General features: G+C 42.7%; 15 protein-coding genes. 7 read left to right on the top strand and 8 right to left on the bottom strand.

The window, feature by feature from the left end:
* Positions 1 to 30 precede the first annotated feature (30 nt).
* The 4 genes from QF117_RS13580 to QF117_RS13565 all read right to left on the bottom strand — a co-directional run bounded on the left by QF117_RS13580 (position 31) and on the right by QF117_RS13565 (position 4078).
* A complete protein-coding gene (locus QF117_RS13580; protein ID WP_282389414.1) occupies positions 31 to 693 on the bottom strand; it encodes a hypothetical protein in 663 nt (220 codons plus the stop codon).
* Between the two features lie 174 nt (positions 694 to 867).
* Positions 868 to 2862, bottom strand: a complete 1995-nt coding sequence (gene prc, locus QF117_RS13575; RefSeq protein WP_282389413.1) for a carboxy terminal-processing peptidase — start codon at positions 2860 to 2862, stop codon at positions 868 to 870.
* A 17-nt stretch (positions 2863 to 2879) separates the two neighbouring features.
* Positions 2880 to 3506 (bottom strand): RNA chaperone ProQ, encoded by a 627-nt coding sequence (gene proQ / locus QF117_RS13570; RefSeq protein ID WP_017034246.1) that lies wholly within the window; start codon positions 3504 to 3506, stop codon positions 2880 to 2882.
* A 98-nt stretch (positions 3507 to 3604) separates the two neighbouring features.
* Positions 3605 to 4078, bottom strand: coding sequence for a GAF domain-containing protein (locus QF117_RS13565; RefSeq protein WP_282389412.1), 474 nt, complete (start codon positions 4076 to 4078; stop codon positions 3605 to 3607).
* Between the two features lie 134 nt (positions 4079 to 4212).
* On the opposite strand from QF117_RS13565, the gene QF117_RS13560 reads away from it, so the two are divergent.
* From QF117_RS13560 to rsmF, 4 genes are all read left to right on the top strand, one after another.
* Positions 4213 to 6015, top strand: a complete 1803-nt coding sequence (locus tag QF117_RS13560; RefSeq protein WP_282389411.1) for an ABC transporter ATP-binding protein — start codon at positions 4213 to 4215, stop codon at positions 6013 to 6015.
* Positions 6016 to 6093: 78 nt separating this feature from the next.
* Positions 6094 to 7341: a paraquat-inducible protein A gene (locus QF117_RS13555; RefSeq protein WP_282389410.1), complete on the top strand. Its 1248-nt coding sequence runs from the start codon at positions 6094 to 6096 to the stop codon at positions 7339 to 7341.
* Positions 7334 to 9964: an MlaD family protein gene (locus QF117_RS13550; protein WP_282389409.1), complete on the top strand. Its 2631-nt coding sequence runs from the start codon at positions 7334 to 7336 to the stop codon at positions 9962 to 9964. Before QF117_RS13555 ends, QF117_RS13550 begins: the two co-directional genes overlap by 8 nt.
* 157 nt (positions 9965 to 10121) lie before the next feature.
* Positions 10122 to 11546 carry a 16S rRNA (cytosine(1407)-C(5))-methyltransferase RsmF gene (gene rsmF / locus QF117_RS13545; protein ID WP_282389408.1) on the top strand — a complete coding sequence of 475 codons (1425 nt, stop codon included), beginning with the start codon at positions 10122 to 10124 and terminating at the stop codon, positions 11544 to 11546.
* A 328-nt stretch (positions 11547 to 11874) separates the two neighbouring features.
* On the opposite strand, the gene QF117_RS13540 is transcribed toward rsmF, so the two are convergent.
* Positions 11875 to 12711, bottom strand: a complete 837-nt coding sequence (locus tag QF117_RS13540) for a S1-like domain-containing RNA-binding protein (protein ID WP_282389407.1) — start codon at positions 12709 to 12711, stop codon at positions 11875 to 11877.
* Between the two features lie 101 nt (positions 12712 to 12812).
* Here QF117_RS13540 and QF117_RS13535 point away from each other — a divergent pair, with 101 nt between their 5' ends.
* A complete protein-coding gene (locus QF117_RS13535; protein WP_282389406.1) occupies positions 12813 to 14180 on the top strand; it encodes a hypothetical protein in 1368 nt (455 codons plus the stop codon).
* Here QF117_RS13535 and QF117_RS13530 read toward each other — a convergent pair.
* Both QF117_RS13530 and QF117_RS13525 read right to left on the bottom strand, forming a co-directional pair.
* Positions 14177 to 14650 carry a DUF4442 domain-containing protein gene (locus tag QF117_RS13530; RefSeq protein ID WP_282389405.1) on the bottom strand — a complete coding sequence of 158 codons (474 nt, stop codon included), beginning with the start codon at positions 14648 to 14650 and terminating at the stop codon, positions 14177 to 14179. The two genes, QF117_RS13535 and QF117_RS13530, sit on opposite strands and share 4 nt — an antisense overlap.
* A 205-nt stretch (positions 14651 to 14855) precedes the next feature.
* Positions 14856 to 15743, bottom strand: coding sequence for a putative PEP-binding protein (locus QF117_RS13525; protein WP_282389404.1), 888 nt, complete (start codon positions 15741 to 15743; stop codon positions 14856 to 14858).
* Positions 15744 to 15978: 235 nt separating this feature from the next.
* Here QF117_RS13525 and QF117_RS13520 point away from each other — a divergent pair, with 235 nt between their 5' ends.
* On the top strand, positions 15979 to 17028 hold the full coding sequence (locus QF117_RS13520) for a 3-deoxy-7-phosphoheptulonate synthase (protein ID WP_282389403.1): 1050 nt from the start codon (positions 15979 to 15981) through the stop codon (positions 17026 to 17028).
* 23 nt (positions 17029 to 17051) lie between these two features.
* Positions 17052 to 17537 (top strand): YajQ family cyclic di-GMP-binding protein, encoded by a 486-nt coding sequence (locus tag QF117_RS13515; RefSeq protein ID WP_017034234.1) that lies wholly within the window; start codon positions 17052 to 17054, stop codon positions 17535 to 17537.
* A gap of 197 nt (positions 17538 to 17734) precedes the next feature.
* On the opposite strand, the gene QF117_RS13510 is transcribed toward QF117_RS13515, so the two are convergent.
* A complete protein-coding gene (locus QF117_RS13510; protein ID WP_282389402.1) occupies positions 17735 to 18679 on the bottom strand; it encodes an NAD(P)-dependent oxidoreductase in 945 nt (314 codons plus the stop codon).
* Between the last annotated feature and the right edge of the window lie 335 nt (positions 18680 to 19014).

The following is a 19014-nucleotide window of genomic DNA, read 5'->3' as shown; positions in this document are numbered from 1 at the left end:
AGAAACCGTTAGCGTATTCTCTTATTCCTATCAACGTATCCTATTGAGCACGGCATACATACCACCTTCTTCTGCTTCAAGCGTTAACCTGTCGTTCTTAAGTGTGTAGCGCGTTTCATGTTCACCCTTTTCATACAGAAGAACCAATTGATCACCCTCTGTGTAGTAGACACCTTGATGCACTGTTTCCATGCCTTCAAGGTTGCTTGCTTTAAACATGAACACGAAATCAGGCTGCAACACCAGGTCCATCTTGCTTACATTACTCGCCAGTAAATCATCCCCTGCAAGTTGTTCACTCGACCACATTCCCGCAAGCGCGTTAGACAAACCTTTTGTAAACATGACGCCATTCATGCTTAGCAGGTTGTGGTTACCCGAGTACTTGTAAACTTGAGGGTCGGAGGTATTGAGACCGAGAATAATCGTATCGTCATTGGCCGCATAAAGACCTTCCCAATGGTCGACGCTGTAATCTTTCTTTTGAATATCGATCTGGAATGAGTAATTTGAATCAAGCGAAAGTTTTATTGCCATGAAGTTATCGTTGCCGTTTTCTGGGTCTGAGTTGATTAAGTACCAGTCCCCTAATAAAAAGGGCTGGTCAAACTGTGTGAGATCAGAACCTTGATTGTTATCTTGGCTAAATACAGAAAAACTCACACACATTGCTAAACCGATTATCCATCTCATAATACGCCCCCTTACTTTTATTAAAGCTTAGGCACACATCACAAAAATCGCCATTATTTTGATTCACATCACATAAAAATATCAACATGTACTGAGTGAAAAGTAATTTAAGCAAAAAAAACGAGCACTTAATGTACTCGTTTTTTGTATTTTTAACGCTAAGCAATAGACTGATTAACGCAACATGTCGACCATAATAGCGACCGATTCATCAAGGTAAGCATCTGGCAGCTCATAATCTTTAGGTATATCGTCTAAGGTAGCAAAGAGCTCTTCACCACTTGCTTTTTGGCGCAGATTAACGCGGGCTAAACGAAGATCGTCATTTTTATCACTTTCTTCTTGCCTTACTTTTTCATTCAAAGAAATCGTATTGTCGTCTTTCTCAGCCAAATATCTTTCAATATCCTCAGCAATAAATTGAAATTCCATGTCTTTCGCGATGCGTACATCATGCTTGGCGGTTAACTTACCAATCAATGCGGCGTTATCCTGCAAAGAATCAAATTTCACTGGATCAATCTGATCCCAAGGTAATGCATTATCTTCAACACTCTCACCTGTTTCTGCAGGATCAATTGGCGTCGGATAAGAAATGTCGGGAATCACACCTTTATTCTGAGTACTTCCACCGTTAATTCGGTAAAATTTTTGAATGGTGTATTGGACATAACCCAGCTCCTTCTCAAATAAATCATAAATATGATTCAAAGAACGATGTTGCTGCACTGTGCCTTTACCAAATGAGTTTTCACCCAAAATGATCGCGCGACCATAATCTTGAAGTGCCGCAGCAAAAATTTCTGATGCAGAAGCGCTGTATCGGTTCACTAAGACGGTTAGTGGCCCTTGATAGCTTATCTTTCCATCGGTATCACTGTTGACATTCACGCGGCCATAACTATCACGAACCTGAACGACCGGGCCACTCTCAATAAATAAACCCGATAGTGCAGTCGCTTCTGTTAACGCGCCCCCGCCATTGTTACGTAAATCAACGATGATACCATCGACACCGTCAGCCACTAGCTCAGAGATAAGTTTATCGGTATCTTTAGAAAGGCCGACGTAGAAGCTTGGGACTTCTAGTACACCAATTTTCTTACCGTCCTTTTCGATTACCTCAGATTTAACCGCTCTATCTTCAAGGCGAATCGTATCTCGAACAATTGTTACAACGTGACTTTTTGCATCCTTACCTTCGGGTAAAATTTGCAGGTTAACCTTAGTACCCTTAGGTCCTTTGATCAGTTGTACGACGTCATCAAGTCGCCATCCAATAACATCGACGATGTCTTTGCCATCTTGACCCACCCCAACAATTCGATCACCTTCACCCAACTGCTTGCTATTAGAAGCTGGTCCACCCGCGACTAAAGAGCGAATAACGGTATAGTCATCGGTCATTTGAAGAACCGCGCCTATCCCTTCTAATGAAAGGTTCATTTCAGATTGGAATTGTTCAGCGTTACGTGGAGAAAGGTAACTGGTATGAGGATCAACTTCTCTGGCAAATGCATTCATGTATAGCTGAAAGGCATCTTCGTTGTTGGTTTGACTCAAACGTTTAATCGCGTTGTTATAACGTTTACCCAACACTTCTTTAATTTCAGGCCACTCTTTATCCGTCATTTTAAGATTAAGGGCATCGTATTTAACACGTTTTCGCCACAGCTCTTTCACTTCGGCTTCATCTACCGGCCAAGCAGCATCTGAACGATCAAGCTCGATAAATTCATCGACATCGAACTTCATTTCCGTATCAAGAAGGGTGAGCGCGTATTGAAACAGTTCATAACGTTTCTTCAACGAAATATTATAGACATCAAACGCTATCTGATTGTTGCCCGCTTTTAACTGCTCATCAAGACCCGCAGACCAGTGATTAAAAGAGTTTATATCTGACTGCGTGAAAATATTTCGATTGTAATCGAGCATTTCAATGTAACGAGCGAATATCGCTTGGGAGAACTGATCGTCTAAAATGAAGTGATTATAATGAGAACGAGTAAAGCGTGAAGTGACGCGCTTGCTAGCGGTTTCATGCTGAACTTCAGGAGCGAGAACAGGTAAGTCCTCTTTGCTTAATTTGGCTTCAAGAGCCTGAGCTGATGACACTGCTAGCCAAAGGCCAGCAGCAATCAGAGTCAATTTTGAACGGCATTTCATGCGTAGGAGTATCTCCTTTATGCGCGCAAGTGCTCCGCTTTCACAACCATTTGCAGGCCGTTTGCTAGTTGAACTCGCACGTCTTCCTTATTAATTTCAACAATGGTCGCTGCCATGTTTCCTTTACCCATATTTACGTTCACATTGTTACCAACGATCATATCATCAGCGACCAAAGCGCGCGTTTCTACAGGCTTACTTTCTGTTTTTTGTGCTTTAGGTGCAGGACGACGAGCTTGAGGCTTCTTCGCTTTTGGCTTAGCCGCTTTACCTTCTTCACGCGCTTTCTGCGCTTGTTCTTTACGACGTGCTTGAACTCGAGCTTTGCTTTCTGCTAATGCCGTTTTCGCGTGCTCTACATGTTCTTCTTCTAACTCACCACATGCGTTGCCATCTAGGTCAACACGCGTAGCGCCTGTTTTTGCTCCGTGTAAATAGCGCCAAGAAGACGTGTACTGTCTTAATGCTGCACGAAGCTGAGTCTTGCTTACTTTTTCATCTTCATTCAAGCGTTCTGCAAGATCTTGAAAAATACCAATTTTCAAAGGTTTTGCTTCACCTTCTAAAGTAAAGCACTTAGGGAAACATTCAGCAATATATGCGATAACTTCTTTGCTGTTTTTTAACTTTTCAGTATTTTCCATGAGGGTTCCTGGTTATTGCGGTCTTTCCGCAAGCAATAAGGTAAATATGGGTGGTATTATAGTGACCTAAAAAGGAAAAACCACACCAGATAGATAATTTATGCTTTGTTAGCGTGCGAATTGAGCAGGTTTTCCACTTCTTGCATTAAAAAAGTTAATCCTTGTTCATCGATTTCACTAAAGCGGCCAATACTTGGGCTATCAATATCAAGTATTCCGACTATTTTCCCATTTATCGAAAATGGAATGACCAGTTCTGAGTTACTGGCGGCGTCGCAAGCAATGTGACCTTCAAATTGGTGCACATCGTAAATACGTTGGACACTGTTTGTTGCCACCGAAGTGCCACACACACCCTTACCGATTGGAATTCTTACACAAGCTGGGTTACCTTGAAATGGCCCCAACACCAATTCATCACCTTTTAATAGGTAGAATCCAACCCAATTTATGTCAGCCAATTCCATGTTCAATAAAGCACTAAGATTCGCTAAATTTGCGACGAGATCGGTTTCTGACTCTAAAAGTGATACTGCTTGTTTGGTTAGTCGGTGGTAATGTTCTATTTTCATTAATGGTTCCAATTGGAAATCTGAGCATGAACTCAACAAAATACGCTAGGTTTTCAATACAGCTAGGTTTTCAATACAGCTTGGTTTTAAATAGTGCGAGTTTTTCAATACTGAAATAGGGATATTTCGACTCTATGACAACATCAAACGATACTATTAGCCGCTCTTGGCTGTTAATTCAAGTAAAAAAACATAAGTCCTTGCTCATCTTTGCAAATTCGATTGCTATCGTCGCAGCGCTAATTAGCGTCCCTATCCCTTTGTTAATGCCACTGATGGTTGATGAAGTGCTGCTTGATCAACCGGGTTCTGGCTTAGCCATAATGAATCAGTTTTTACCGACAGAGTTTCAAACGCCCACTGGTTACATCGTTCTGACTCTACTGGCGGTAATCGTGATGCGTACCCTAAGTCAGGCATTAAATATTTTGCAAAGCCGTCAGTTTACGTTGGCCTCAAAAACCATCACATATAACATCCGGACTCGGATGATCGATAAACTGGGCCGGATAAGTATCCAACAATATGAAACCAAAGGAAGCGGTGGGATAAATTCCCATTTGGTGACAGATATAGAGACCATCGATAAATTTATTGGTGGCACCCTAAGTAAGTTTATTGTCAGCCTGCTCACCGTTCTGGGAACCGCGCTTGTTTTACTCTGGTTAGAATGGCGTTTGGGTCTGTTTATTCTGTTAGTTAACCCTATTGTTATCTATTTTTCTCGTAAACTGGGTAACCGAGTTAAACATTTAAAGAAATATGAGAACCAATCGTTTGAACGGTTTCAAAATCGGCTGATTGAAACGCTCGATGGTATTTATCAATTACGCGCGGCCAACAAAGAGAAGTTGTTCTTAGAGGAGCTGAAGAAAGACGCCAATCAAATTCGTATCGACGCAGACAAGTACGCTTGGCAGTCTGAAGCGGCAGGTCGTTTCTCGTTCTTGTTGTTCTTACTTGGGTTTGAGCTGTTTAGAGCCATGGCAATGTTAATGGTGCTGTTTAGTGACCTCACTATTGGACAGATATTTGCCGTCTTTTCTTATCTCTGGTTTATGCTTGGGCCAGTGCAAGAGCTGCTGAGTATTCAGTTTTCCTGGTACAGTGCTAAAGCAGCGTTGATTAGAATCAATGCATTACTTTCATTGGAAGAAGAAGACAGGCCGCAAAGTAAAATCGATCCGTTCACGACTGACCGTGAGGTAGACGTCGAAATAAGCAACATCAATTTCTCGTATAACGATGAAAACCAAGTACTTAATAACTTGTCTCTTTCCATACCAGCAGGAAAGAAGGTGGCGTTGGTGGGTGCAAGTGGCGGTGGTAAGTCAACATTGATTCAATTGCTGATTGGAGCATATCAGCAATCATCGGGAATCATTCGGTTCAACGGCGCCTCTTCTACCGATATCAGTTATGAGATCATCCGCGAACATATTGCTGTTGTTTTACAACAACCTATACTCTTTAATGACACGTTGAGGCATAATCTGACTCTTGGCAGTGATGTTGATGATTTATCTTTGTGGCGGGCGCTCGACGTTGCTCAGCTACAAGATGTCATAGAGACACTTGATCAAGGGCTCGATACACAAGTGGGCCGTAACGGTATTCGTCTTTCAGGGGGACAACGCCAACGGCTCGCTATTGCGCGCATGGTATTGAGTAACCCTAAGTTTGTTATTTTAGACGAAGCAACATCGGCTCTTGATACGGCAACCGAGGCGGCCTTACATAAAGCGCTCAATACATTTTTGGCTGGTCGCACGACACTGATCGTCGCTCACAGGCTCTCTGCCGTGAAGCAAGCCGACTTAATTTACGTACTTGAGGATGGTCAAGTCAGTCAAACCGGCACTCACGGTGAGCTTTTATCACAACAAGGGTTGTATCAAACACTGTATGGTACAGCGCAAACCCACGCCACTTTGTGACGGCGTCACTAGTTGTTGGGCATTACGAACAAGAGAAATAGCAATCAAGGAAATGATGATTAAGGAAATAGGCACAAAGTGGCATCGCTGACTGGACACCCTTCAGAACAAACGGACATTCGCCTCTGTCCAGGCTGTGAGCTGCCTGTCGACATTATCCCTGTTAAACAAGGAAGCTCCGCTTATTGCCCAAGATGCGGTACCCGACTCTATCGGGGCGGAACCCCTTCGCTATCGGGCAATTTCGCCTTAGCGGTCACTTGTCTATTGTTGTTCATCCCTTCCCACTTTTTCGACTATATCAGCATTAGACTCGTTGGCGTCATGATTCCAGCGACCCTGCCTTCTGGTATTTTCCTTTTATTTGATGAAGGCTTTCCTCTGTTAGGGCTGTTAATTTTCTTTTGCAGTTCATTAGCGCCCCTTGCCGTCTGCCTATCCGTCGTTATGGCGCATGCAGCGACAACATTTCGACTGTTTGGATTACTGAAGTTTTCGCTTTCCGTGATTCAAGGATTAAAGCATTGGGTTATGATCGATGTGTTTCTCTTTAGCGTCGCAGTGTCATGTTTTAAGCTTCAAGACTATTCGGATATTCATGTGGGCCCTGGCCTTTTTGCTTTAATCTTACTGCAGCTTTTTACTGTGCTACTTTTGAGTAGAGTCAGTGTTAGACGCTACTGGGAGATATGGAAACAAGAAAAAACGTATGATTTTGCCGAGAAGACCATGCATTGCCACCATTGCCATTTGTCACAAGATGAATCAGAACAATGCATCCGATGTCATAAGCCGATTTATCACCGCAAGCCCAAATCCATTCAAAAAACTTGGGCGTATTTGATCGCGGCCACCATCGCCCTGTTTCCTGCTAATTTGGTCCCTATTTCCATTGTTATCACCAATGGATTGCTCAAAGAAGACACTATCATGTCAGGCGTTATTTCTTTGGTTGAGAGCGATATGTGGGGCATTGCTGCTATCATTTTTATCGCCAGTATCGTGGTTCCGATCGCAAAGATATTAGGTATCGCGTATTTATTATTGGCCATTCATTTCAAACGACGCATCTTTCACCGACAACGTATGGTGATTTATTTTGCCGTAAAATGGATTGGCAAATGGTCGGTTCTCGATTTGTTCGTTATCTCCATCATGTTAACCTTGGTGGACAGAGGACAAATACTTAATTTCACCCCAGGATTCGGTGCTGTTGCTTTTGGTTTGGTTGTTGTCATGACGATGCTCGCAGCAGAAAGCTTAGACCCCAGATTAATATGGGACAATTTCCCAGAGTCAAAACGAAAAGAGTCAAATAATGAGTAATGGTTCAACACAACCCTCGTTTTCACCCAATGTTAAACGTAACAAAGGAATCTCTCCCCTTTGGCTACTGCCAATTCTAACGTTTGCTTTGGCGGGCTGGCTTGTCTTTAAATCCGTTCAGGACGCAGGGCAACGCATTCAAATCTATTTTTCTGATGCGCAAGGGTTGGTTTCCGGGCGAACAACGATCCGCTATCAAGGGCTTGAAGTCGGTATGGTGAGGGACATCAATCTCACAGAGGATTTAGAAAGCATTTATGTGGATGCCGATATCTACCCAGAAGCGACTAAGTTGTTGTCGAAAGAGACACGTTTTTGGCTCGTTAAACCTACAGCTAGCCTAACCGGTGTGTCTGGTTTGGATGCGCTGGTATCGGGGAACTACATCTCTATATATCCAAGTGAAGCCTCAAATGAAGAGGAGACAACGTTCACCGCTCTTGATCGCCCCCCCTCAGACCTAATGACTCACACTGGACTCAATATCCGACTCAAAGCCAGAGACTTAGGTGGAATTTCAATTGGCTCTCAAATTGTGTATAAAAAAATACCCATTGGTGAAGTCTACAATTATCAACTCGATGAAGCCTCTAAAAACGTCATCATCAAAGCGTCTATCCAAGATAATTACAGGCACATCATTACCAATGAAAGCCGTTTCTGGAATGTAAGTGGTGTAGGTGCCAATATCGGCTTTCAAGGGGTCGATGTGAGACTGGAAAGCTTCAGTGCCCTACTCTCAGGTTCCATCGCTGTAGACTCACCGGATGGAGGGGAACCCATCACTGAAACGACGGAGTTTAAGCTTTATCGAGATCTGAAAACCGCGGGCCGCGGCATACCCATTAAAATTGAATTACCCGATAACAGCGACATCAGTGCTTCTGGTGCGCCTATTATGTATCGCGGTCTCGAAGTTGGGCAAATTACTAGCCTGCAACTGAGTGATGGGAGAGAAAAAATCATCGCATCAGCCGCTATTCAACCTGCTTTTAGTGATATGTTGACCACGAATACCGCATTCCTATTAGAAGAAGCTAAGGTTTCTTTAAGTGGTGTACAGAACATTGCCAACTTAGTGAAAGGGAACTACCTCTCTGTTGTGCCTGAAGAAGGCAACCGAGCACGTAGCTTTACGGCAGTACGTAAAAACGAGTTTAATAAGCTTCAATCCCGTTCTGTCGCAATCAACCTTATTGCCGACCAATCTTTTGGGCTCGATGTGGGTGCCGGTATACTCTATAGAGGCATTGAAGTCGGTTCAATAACCCATGTTCAACTGGTGAACGACCGTGTCCACCTTGGTGCATTAATCGACAACAATTATGCTCACCTGATTCGCGCTAATAACCGTTTTTATGTCACAGGTAGTGCGACGGCAGAGCTAACCGAATCGGGGCTTAATATTTCAGTCCCCCCTGCCAAGCAACTATTAACCGGATCCATTAGCTTTGTCAGTGAAGGAAAGAGCAGAGCGAACAAAAATTACACCTTGTACGCAAGCCAATCACTCGCAGAACTTGCCAAATATAATTTGTCCGGCTCTAAAAGTATTACTCTGTTTGCAGAAGAGCTACCGCCTATTTCAAAAGGCAGTCCACTCCTCTATCGAAATCTACAAGTTGGTAAAATCGACGATTTCACGCTCATAGAGAGCGGCATTAAAATTCAAGCCACTATTGAAAACCAATACGAGCACTTGCTAACTCAGGAAACCGTATTTTGGAATCGTTCCGGTGTTGAAATCGACGCTTCCCTCAGTGGTATTAACGTTAAGGCGGCCCCTTTAAAAACATTGATTCAAGGTGGCATCGCTTTTGATAACTTACCAGGTATAGAAAACAAGGTGAGTGACCACTGGAAACTCTACTCAGACTTTAACCAAGCACGAAAATTTGGTCATGTGATCACGTTAAAGACTGACGATTCTAATATCGTCAGCCAAGGGACAAGCCTAAAATATAATGGGATAAAAGTCGGTGAAGTCACTCAAGTCACTCCAGACTTTAACAACAAACAGATCGAGTTAAAGGCGCGAATATTACCTGAATACTCACAGTATATTGCCAGAAATGGCAGTTATTTTTGGGTAGCTAAACCTAAAATCAGCTTGTCTGGTGTTGAAAACATTGAAAGCATTTTAACGCCAACTATCCTAGTTCAGCCGGGGCAAGGGGACAAAACCAACCATTTTGAGCTCCAACCAACGCCAAAAGATCAGCCCGGGGCTATTTTTATTCTTCAAAGTGAAAAGCGTGGTTCAGTTTCCGTTGGAACGCCAGTGCTCTATCGCGAGATGCCAGTTGGGCAAGTAATTGACGTCCAACTTGGCGAGTTTGCTGACCGTATCATTTCGACAATACGAATTGATAGCCAATACGCTTACCTTGTTCGATCAAACAGTGTGTTCTGGAACACGTCAGGTATGGATGTTTCTATCGGTCTCTCCGGTGCCAATATTAAATCTGGCACCCTAGACAGCATATTGAATGGAGGCATCACGTTTGCAACGCCTGAAGGGAAGCAACTAGAACCTATCGCATCAAAAGAGCAGTCTTTCTTCTTATACCCTAGCCCAGAAGATAAATGGCCTCGTTGGAGAACGCCAATCCCTAAGCCCTAAGTTTTAAGTTTTAAGCTCTTGGCTCTTGGCAATAGATAATAGGCAATAGCCGTCAATCATTCACTCTTTAAAAAAGCAGCGACATCGCTGCTTTTTCTATTTTTAAAAGGCGTAATTTAGTTATAATTCCGGCAACATTTTTATCCGAGCAATCTCTGTGCATTCTAATATTCAACTACCTGATGAGTTTCTACGCGAAATTGAGTCTATTCTTCCTTCATCACTTAACATGCAGGACTTTATTGACGCATGCAAACGTCCCTTACGTAAAAGTATTCGAGTCAATACACTGAAGGTAACCGTTTCAGAATTTAAGGAGCGAGCCGCCATCAAAGGTTGGGGCTTGGAGCCAGTGCCTTGGTGTGAAGAAGGTTTTTGGATCACAGCCGACGAGTCTAACGTGCCTCTGGGTAACTCGGCTGAGCATATGGCTGGTCTTTTCTATATCCAAGAAGCCAGCTCAATGATGCCCGTGACCGCTCTGTTCGACAACGCAAATGTTGAATATCAATCCGTTCTCGACATGGCCGCAGCCCCTGGTTCAAAAACGACCCAAATTGCTGCGTTAATGAATAATAGCGGCATCTTAGTGGCCAATGAATATTCGGCAAGCCGAGTCAAAGTTCTGCATGCCAACATTGAGCGGTGTGGAATAAAGAATACCGCCTTAAGTAATTTTGACGGCAAGGTGTTTGGTGGCTGGCTACCTGAGCAATTTGATGCGGTTCTCATTGATGCCCCCTGCTCTGGCGAAGGAACCATTCGCAAAGATGCAGACGCGATGAAAAACTGGAGTTTAGCATCGGTAAAAAGCATTGCCGACACACAAAAAGAACTCATCGAAAGTGCTTTCCACGCCTTAAAGCCGAACGGCGTTCTTGTCTATTCAACCTGTACTCTAAGTACTTACAAAAACCAACAGGTTTGCCATCATTTAAAAGACACATTTGGCGATCTGGTCGAGTTTGAACACTTAAATGCATTGTTCCCTAATGCCGAGCTTGCGACCACTGAAGAAGGCTTTTTGCATATATTCCCACAGGTTTACGACTGTGAAGGTTTTTTCGTCGCTCGCATCCGAAAAACCGGCCGTTCAGTACCACCACAAGTCAAAAAACGCATGGGTAAATTTCCGTTTGAAAAAGCGACTGAAAAAGTACAAATTGAGATTCAAAAAGAGCTTGAGGCATCCCTAAACATTGCACTGCCTACTGATAGTTCAGTATGGCTCAGAGACAAAGATGTCTGGTTATTTCCAAATGCCTTAGAACCGATGATTGGTGAACTCCGCTTTTCTAGAATGGGCATCAAAATCGCAGAATCTCACAAAAAGGGCTACCGCTGGCAGCATCAAGTCGCAACAACGCTCGCCTTAGGCACGGAGGCAAACAGTGTAGTTCTTTCGACTGAGGAAGCTCGTGAATGGTTTATGGGTCGAGACGTTCGACCAGATACGCCAGCAGGAAAAGGCGAAGTTATCGTGAAATTAGGTAACGATGTGATTGGATTAGGAAAATGGGTAGGAAATCGAGTCAAAAATGGGCTTCCCCGTGAGCTCGTTCGAGATAAGAATCTCTTTTAGAACCAAAAAACTCTTTGAGAGCCTAGTAAAATAGTATGAAATTCTAATGCACACGCATTTTATTGCTATCTTGTACTATAATTTTCGTAAGTGATGAAACATGACGACCCTGTAAATTGAGTCGCTATGACTATCGAAAATAGGCCGTTATCGAGTGAACGTCGCTATTGAGAAAAAGAGTTACTGAGTAAAAGAGTTAATTTGTAAAAGAGTTACTGAGTAAAATAGCGACTGAGTATAAATGATTAGAGTAGGCTCTGTATTAGAGTCTTTCCCCTAGGCCCAGAACAGGACGTTTTGGGCCCTTTTTTTGCGTTGGGTCTCGCTACTATTTTACGAGTCGGATACCATCGCTATCGATCGTAATTTTACCTTGTTTGTACAAACCACCGATCGTTTTCTTAAACGTACCTTTGCTGGTTCTAAATGTGGTAAATATCGCGTCAGGAGATGACTTGTCATTGAGCGGTAAAAAGCCTTCCTTTTTCTCAAGTAAGTCCATCACTTTCTGGCTCAGCTCATCCATTTTCGCCACTCCAATTTTTTGCAGCGACACATTTATCTTTCCATCATCTCTTACTGATTTAATGTAGCCTTTCAACTGCTTACCAACAAACAGTTTACCGAACACATCCGATGGAAAAATCATTCCCCAATGCTCACCGTTGATGATCGCTTTATAACCAAGATCACTGCGTTCTGCGATCAGCAAGTTAACTTGCTCATTAACGGTGTAACTTGCCGGTGTCTTATCCAGCAATTTATTGAACTTGGTTGTACCAACAATTCGACCCGATGCTTTATCTGAATAAACATACACCAAGATCTTAGACCCTTCACGCAATTTCCCGCGCTGTTCACTGTATGGCACGAGCAAATCTTTCGCTGTCACACCCCAATTGACAAAAGCCCCCGTACTGTTCACGCCAACAACATCCATAAGACCCCATTCGCCAACTTGTGCGATCGGTGTTTCGGTGGTCGCCGCTAATTGATTTTCAGAATCGAAATACAAAAATACATCGAGGTACTGGCCAACTTCTACCCCTTCAGGGAGGTGTTTTTTAGGTAATAGAGTCGTACCAAAATCATCAGCGTCTAAAAATACGCCAAAATCGGCCTTCCTTACTACTTCTAATCGGTTCACTTGACCAACATTAATCATTTTATCTGTCTCTTTTTAAATTTACGGAGATTATAACTAAACTCTGTTATCCTTTCCCTAGTTCTATTCATTAATTTTTCGATAAATTTCAGGAGCGCTATTTGGTCACCGTCGATAAACATGACGCTATTACTCTCAAAATCTCTCACGCCATGGCATTGACCAAGAAATCAGATCTCGATATCTACCTATTTGTGCCCGGTGAGCTCGGCTTATCGCCAGAAGTACTTAGCGAGTCTGCCTACTATTACAGCTCGATTAATCAGAAAAGAACCTACTTTAGTGATAAAACACTGCTTCCTTTAGTGCATAGCCGACTCGCAAAACGGGGGCGATTGTCCACAACCCAATATCGAGTCAGTCTAAGTTTGTTTGCGTATCAGTATGTAATAGCGCTGGATAAAGCCGTGGGTGAGCTCAACAAGCACAATGTTGAAACCGTCAATGCCGATGATGTTGACGAAGTCATTGAGCTGGCTTTAGATATCCTTAAGCGGCTTCGAAGAGCCATACCGTTTGAAGAGAGTTTAAAACGGTACTACGCCAATATCGATAATTACCTTTCTTGGTATACAGGGCAAAAATTCATGTCACTTGTCGCTCATATGCCGCGCGATGGGGACTATAAAACGGTGAAAGAGCGTCTGATCACGATTGTGGAAAAAGAAACCGCACATCGAAAGCTCAACAACTATAACTCTAAGAAAGTTCGAGAAGATGCCACTCGAATGAGTAACAAGATGCGTCTTCTACGGCGCCTTATCGAGCACCCTATCGTTCTGAAAGAGAAAGTCACCTCGCTTGGAAAAAACATGAAGCGCGCAGTTAAAGGCATCGCCACTGGGCTCGTGATGGTCTTCGTTACCATTACTGCGATTGTTGCTCGTGATTACTGGGGTGAAATTACGGCTTCATTTATTGTGGCCATGTCTTTTATCTACGCACTGAGAGAAATATTTAAAGACGACTTAAGAGACGTTCTTTGGCGCATCATTCGCAAAGGTAAAGCCAAGTGGCGTCGAAAATATATCGATCCCACCACGAATAAAGCCGTTGGACAAAAACATGAGTGGCTTGACTATACTGCCATGAACAAAATACCGGATCGCATCTCTCAGATACGTAAGAAGCGGGTTGTTCAACGTGAAGAGCAAATCCTTCATTATCGTTCCGAAACCGAAATGTCGACGTCACGCTTTATGAGTGGATATGAAGAGACCCGTGAAACGCTGCAACTCAGTATGCGCAACTTAACGCGGTTAATGGATAAAGGGTCGAATAAGCTTTACCAACTCAATAGTGGTCAGGTAACAAAAGAATCGGTTGAGAAAAGGCATTTACTCAATTTGATCGTCAAAGAAGACAATCATAACGATGAAGTACGTTATTATCGATGGAAAATCATTCTTAACCGAAGCAAAATCGTCGCCATTGAATCTATAGAACTTGACGACAAAGCCCCTAGCTAGCGACGTTTTAGAGACAGCGTGAGATAAAAAATAGCCATTGGTTCATCCCCATGTAAGGTTGGACAAGTGGCTGTGATCTTCACTTCTTGATTAACTCGTTCACCACTGGAAATCGTTTCATCCAGCATTTTATCGATCAGTTCACCATCGTCACAATAAAAATGCACATCCGCTTCTGGGCGTTTTAAAAACTCGCCTTTGACCGATTTAAACGCGAGTGAAACCTTTTCGCCTCTTGCTTGCGCTTTGCTCATCGCCATGAAGCCACCGGCAACATCTGCCCCAACACACAAAACGCCAAAGTACATGCTGTTAAGGTGGTTTTTGCTTCGTCGCTTTGTCGGGATTTTGACCTCAACGCAATCGTCATCCAATTTCAAAATCTTCGGCCGTGATAACCAAATAAAAGGAACTTTGAAAAAGCCAAATAACGATAGATAGATGTTTGCCTTTTGAATTTTTGATAGCACAGTCATTTCCTTATAACCAGTCATCTGACCAGTTCACCTAGATCGCATTGATTTGTCAATGCTGGTGGCTCAATAAGTAGACAGTTAACAATAAATCAACAAAAAAAGACGCCAGGTTCATAAGAACTTGGCGTCTTTTCAATCGACTTAAACGCTGTGAATCACATATCTCAGTGATTCACAGGTGGAGAACCAAAATAGAGAGTTACCCGGTAACAATAATCTCTAATGCGTTGTTCTCTAATAAGTAATGATGAAGCTTTTTGTTTTCATCAATAGCGTGAGCAACAACAAGCAGAGGTTTCTTTGAGTTAGAAGCCGCTTTCACCATCATATCAACCAGTTGAATAACAGCTTCATTATCGACATCAAAGCTGTTTTGTAACTTTTCTGATGTTCTATCAATACCCAGAGTAAACTGTGCCAAATTCTCCAAATGAATGGCGGCACCATCGAAGTAATGCAGTAATCGCTCAGCAAGTAACACAGAAGAAGGAACATCGACGCTAAATAATACTTTCAAGCCATTTAAGCCTCTTGGGAGACCTTGTTCTGCCAATTTGTCTATGATAGTTGCAGCGTCAGCCAACGTTCGAACAAAAGGCACAATAATTTCTACATCAATGTCCTTTTCGCGTAATGATTTGATCACCTGGCACTCTAATGCAAACGCAGAGGCATAAAAAGAGGAAGCAAAACGGATAACACCACGGGCTCCAAGAGCAGGGTTCGCTTCCTTTTCTTCAATTTTTCCAGCAATTAGCGAACGAAAAGCATCACTGTCTCCACCACTCAAGCAAATGCGTACATTATTATGAGTTTCTTTAATCGCACTTTCTACCTGCGTACACAGGCTGGAAACAAAATGGTTTTGAACACTTTCCCCAGCCAATATCGCATCAAGGGAAGTCTGCTCAATATCCGATAATGCATTATTACCATCGACTAACGAGGGGTGGTAAAACACCTTGTCCATGATGAGTTCTGTAAGGGATATATAAATATGCTGTCCATTCGTCTGTATTTGTGAAGATGGAAATGCATCCCCTAGTGTTAGACCAGAAACTAAACTGTTGTTATTTGGAAGACTCATTACTGCTCCATGTCCTTTAACCGCTATTTTTTATCGAAAATACCTATTGCGTAACGGTAATACAAGGAAAACATGAATTCGATTTTATAATCGAGAATGGTTAACCCGCTGGCCGATCAAAAATGCTTGTTGCGGATAAAACCCTATATATAAGAAAGAATAATGCGAAACGGTTTATTCCTAGAGCCAATTCCGTTATCTTTACCGCTTCGCAATTGAAGGGACAGGCAAGTACATGCCATTAAAAACAGATGAATTAAGAACCCAAGCATTGGGTCCAATGCCGACACCGGCAGAGCTTGGAAGCGCTCATCCCATTACAGAAGACGTTGCTAGCAAAATCGCTCATTCTCGTCGCCAGATAGAGAATATATTGACGGGCCAAGATGATCGTTTACTGGTTATTGTTGGGCCTTGCTCGGTACATGATACTGAAGCCGCACTAGACTATGCAGAAAAGCTAGCAAATATTCAGCAACAATACAGCAATGAACTGTTTATTGTTATGCGCACCTATTTTGAAAAGCCTAGAACCGTCGTCGGCTGGAAAGGTCTTATTACCGATCCTAACCTTGACGGTTCATACGCGTTGGAAGCAGGTTTAAACAAGGCGCGTAAGCTACTGTTAGATATCAATAAGCTGGGCTTAGCAACCGCGACTGAGTTTCTAGACATGATAACTGGTCAGTACATTGCTGACTTGATTTCCTGGGGAGCGATTGGCGCTCGTACCACTGAGTCTCAAATACACAGAGAAATGGCCTCTGCGCTCTCTTGCCCAGTTGGATTCAAAAATGGTACCAACGGTAATGTAAAAATTGCCATTGATGCGATCCGCGCATCCAGTGCCTCTCACTATTTCTATTCACCAGACAAAAATGGCCGAATGACGGTGTATCGCACCAGTGGAAATCCATTTGGACATGTCATTTTACGTGGTGGCGACCAAGGCCCTAACTTTGATGCGCAGTCCGTAGAAAATGCGTGCGAACAGTTAGATGAATTCTCTTTACCGACCCGTTTGGTGGTTGACTTCAGTCATGCCAACTGTGAAAAACAGCACAGAAAGCAGCTGGATGTAGCCAAAGATATTTGTGCTCAAATCCAATCGGGTAAAAACCGTATCGCTGGTATTATGGCAGAGAGCTTCATTATTGAAGGCAATCAGCCAATGAAGGATTTGGATAACTTGACCTATGGTCAATCAATTACAGACCCTTGCCTAAGCTGGAACGACACTGAAACCATGCTTGATATGTTAGCCAGTGCGGTTAAAAAACGTTAAAAAATTCACATAAGGACAGAAACATGCCTTCTTTTGATATTATTTCCGAAATCGATACGGTTGAATTAAAAAATGCCGTAGATAACGCATCTAGAGAGCTAACTACTCGCTTTGACTTTCGTAACGTTACTGCCAGTTTTGAGTTGCTAAAAGATGAAAACGTCAAGCTTTCTACAGAGAGCGACTTTCAACTAAAGCAAATGCGCGACATCCTGCGTGGGCAACTGACCAAGCGTGGCATTGATCCCAGTGCTATGGAATCTCTAACGGCTGAGCAAACGGGTAAAAGTTGGCATCAGAATGTCTCTTTCAAGCAAGGCATCGATACCCCTGTAGCGAAGAAAATCGTTAAGGCCGTGAAGGATTCAAAAATAAAAGTACAAGTTTCAATTCAAGGTGACAAAGTTCGTGTTAACGGCAAAAAACGCGATGATCTACAAGCTGTTATGGCCTTGGTTAAGAACGGCGAACTTGGCCAACCGTTCCAATTTGAAAACTTCCGCGACTAAACGTTGTTCAAAGTGCTCTTAAAAGAAAGAGCTCTTAAAAGAAAGAGCTCTTAAAAGAGTAGCGCAGCGTTAAAGACAAAAGCACGATGAAGACTGAACATGTTGTCTTCATCGTGCTTTTTTTAAAATGCATTTTTAAGTGTTTTTTAAACCGTTTTTTCAGTAACCGGCTTCCACTCCGCAAGCGTGATTTCGTGCTAACAGGATTTAGCGCTACCAGGAAGCAAAAATGGATCATTTTTCATCAGTAAAGCATATTCATGACTGTTGTCGGAAATAAACACACACACTCGTTTACCCTGCTCTCTCGCAGCTTGCAGTTCATCGGCTAAGTCGATAGGAGACTGAAAGCTAACTCGCTCAGCATCTCGTCGTGATAAATCGATAAAATCAAACGGGCAGTCCTGATGATGCAAGACCAACTCAGATTGCTGCATATAGCGCATCGCTTTTAGTGTCAGCATCTCAACGTCATCGCCGTAACATATCCAAAAACAAAACCCATTGTCATTGGTGCCTGACTCTAACTGCTCAATATAATGATGCTCTAACTGCTCTCGAGTCTTTGCCTCATTAACGGTAGAAGAGTTGAGAAACTGTTCCCAGAACTTTCTTCTTTGATCGACGGTCGGAAGGTATTCTTTTATTGAATTTCGTTTTGAGGCAGCAAAGTCGGCTACGAGCGCTAAGTTGTGGGGTAAAACCGTTTCTAAAGTTTCTCTGATATTACGGATCAATACGGGTGATGCGCCTCCGCTTGATATGGCTATCTGAATACGTCCTCGATTGACCATAGAAGGCGTTATAAAATCACAATAGGGAAGATCATCGACCACGTTAACCATGATCCCTTGACGCTTAGCATCCTTATGCACTTGGTGATTGAGCTCTGGGTTATCCGTTGTTGCCCATACTTGAACATACTCTTTTCGAATGCAGTCAGATGAATAAAAATGCTGAAACCATTGGCATTTTTTATCCGTCACAAGCGCCTGAAGATAGTCGTCTATTTTAGGCGAGGTAATCGTAACGAGAGCCCCTGCCCTCAGTAGTGAATCAACTTTTCGGCAAGCGACTTCACCACCACCGACAACCAAAACTGGTTTGTTATTTAAGTCCATAAAAAGTGGAAAATACTGCATTTCAATCCCTGAACTGGTTATTTCTCTGTTAGGTACATCCTACCAGAATTGGGGCAACAATTTCATTATTTACCGTCTACGTATTTATTTTTAACCGAATTTAATGCGTTATGCAGTTTGTAATTCCGATCTTGGAGAAATATACATTTTTTTACACTTTGTTTACAGTTTACTTAACGGCGTTCGTTCTGTTGCTTTTATAGGGTGCGCTGTTGCACTATTTACAAGCTAGTAACATTTCGTCATTCTAACAACTGTTCGGTATTGTGATTCTCGTCAAATATCTTTTCACTATAAATATTTGAGAAAATACAAAACCTTACCTACGCTTAAAA

Origin of the sequence: Vibrio sp. YMD68 (assembly GCF_029958905.1) — a bacterium.
GTDB lineage: Bacteria > Pseudomonadota > Gammaproteobacteria > Enterobacterales > Vibrionaceae > Vibrio.
This window is presented reverse-complemented; position numbering and strand designations above follow the sequence as displayed.

Bases quoted from the DNA above. Each gene is read 5' to 3' on its own strand.
- QF117_RS13510 (WP_282389402.1), bottom strand. From the start codon at position 18,679: ATGCAGTATTTTCCACTTTTTATGGACTTAAATAACAAACCAGTTTTG.
- QF117_RS13525 (WP_282389404.1), bottom strand. From the start codon at position 15,743: ATGAGTCTTCCAAATAACAACAGTTTAGTTTCTGGTCTAACACTAGGG.
- QF117_RS13560 (WP_282389411.1), top strand. From the start codon at position 4,213: ATGACAACATCAAACGATACTATTAGCCGCTCTTGGCTGTTAATTCAA.
- proQ (WP_017034246.1), bottom strand. From the start codon at position 3,506: ATGGAAAATACTGAAAAGTTAAAAAACAGCAAAGAAGTTATCGCATAT.
- QF117_RS13580 (WP_282389414.1), bottom strand. From the start codon at position 693: ATGAGATGGATAATCGGTTTAGCAATGTGTGTGAGTTTTTCTGTATTT.
- QF117_RS13540 (WP_282389407.1), bottom strand. From the start codon at position 12,711: ATGATTAATGTTGGTCAAGTGAACCGATTAGAAGTAGTAAGGAAGGCC.
- QF117_RS13550 (WP_282389409.1), top strand. From the start codon at position 7,334: ATGAGTAATGGTTCAACACAACCCTCGTTTTCACCCAATGTTAAACGT.
- QF117_RS13565 (WP_282389412.1), bottom strand. From the start codon at position 4,078: ATGAAAATAGAACATTACCACCGACTAACCAAACAAGCAGTATCACTT.
- prc (WP_282389413.1), bottom strand. From the start codon at position 2,862: ATGAAATGCCGTTCAAAATTGACTCTGATTGCTGCTGGCCTTTGGCTA.
- QF117_RS13520 (WP_282389403.1), top strand. From the start codon at position 15,979: ATGCCATTAAAAACAGATGAATTAAGAACCCAAGCATTGGGTCCAATG.
- QF117_RS13515 (WP_017034234.1), top strand. From the start codon at position 17,052: ATGCCTTCTTTTGATATTATTTCCGAAATCGATACGGTTGAATTAAAA.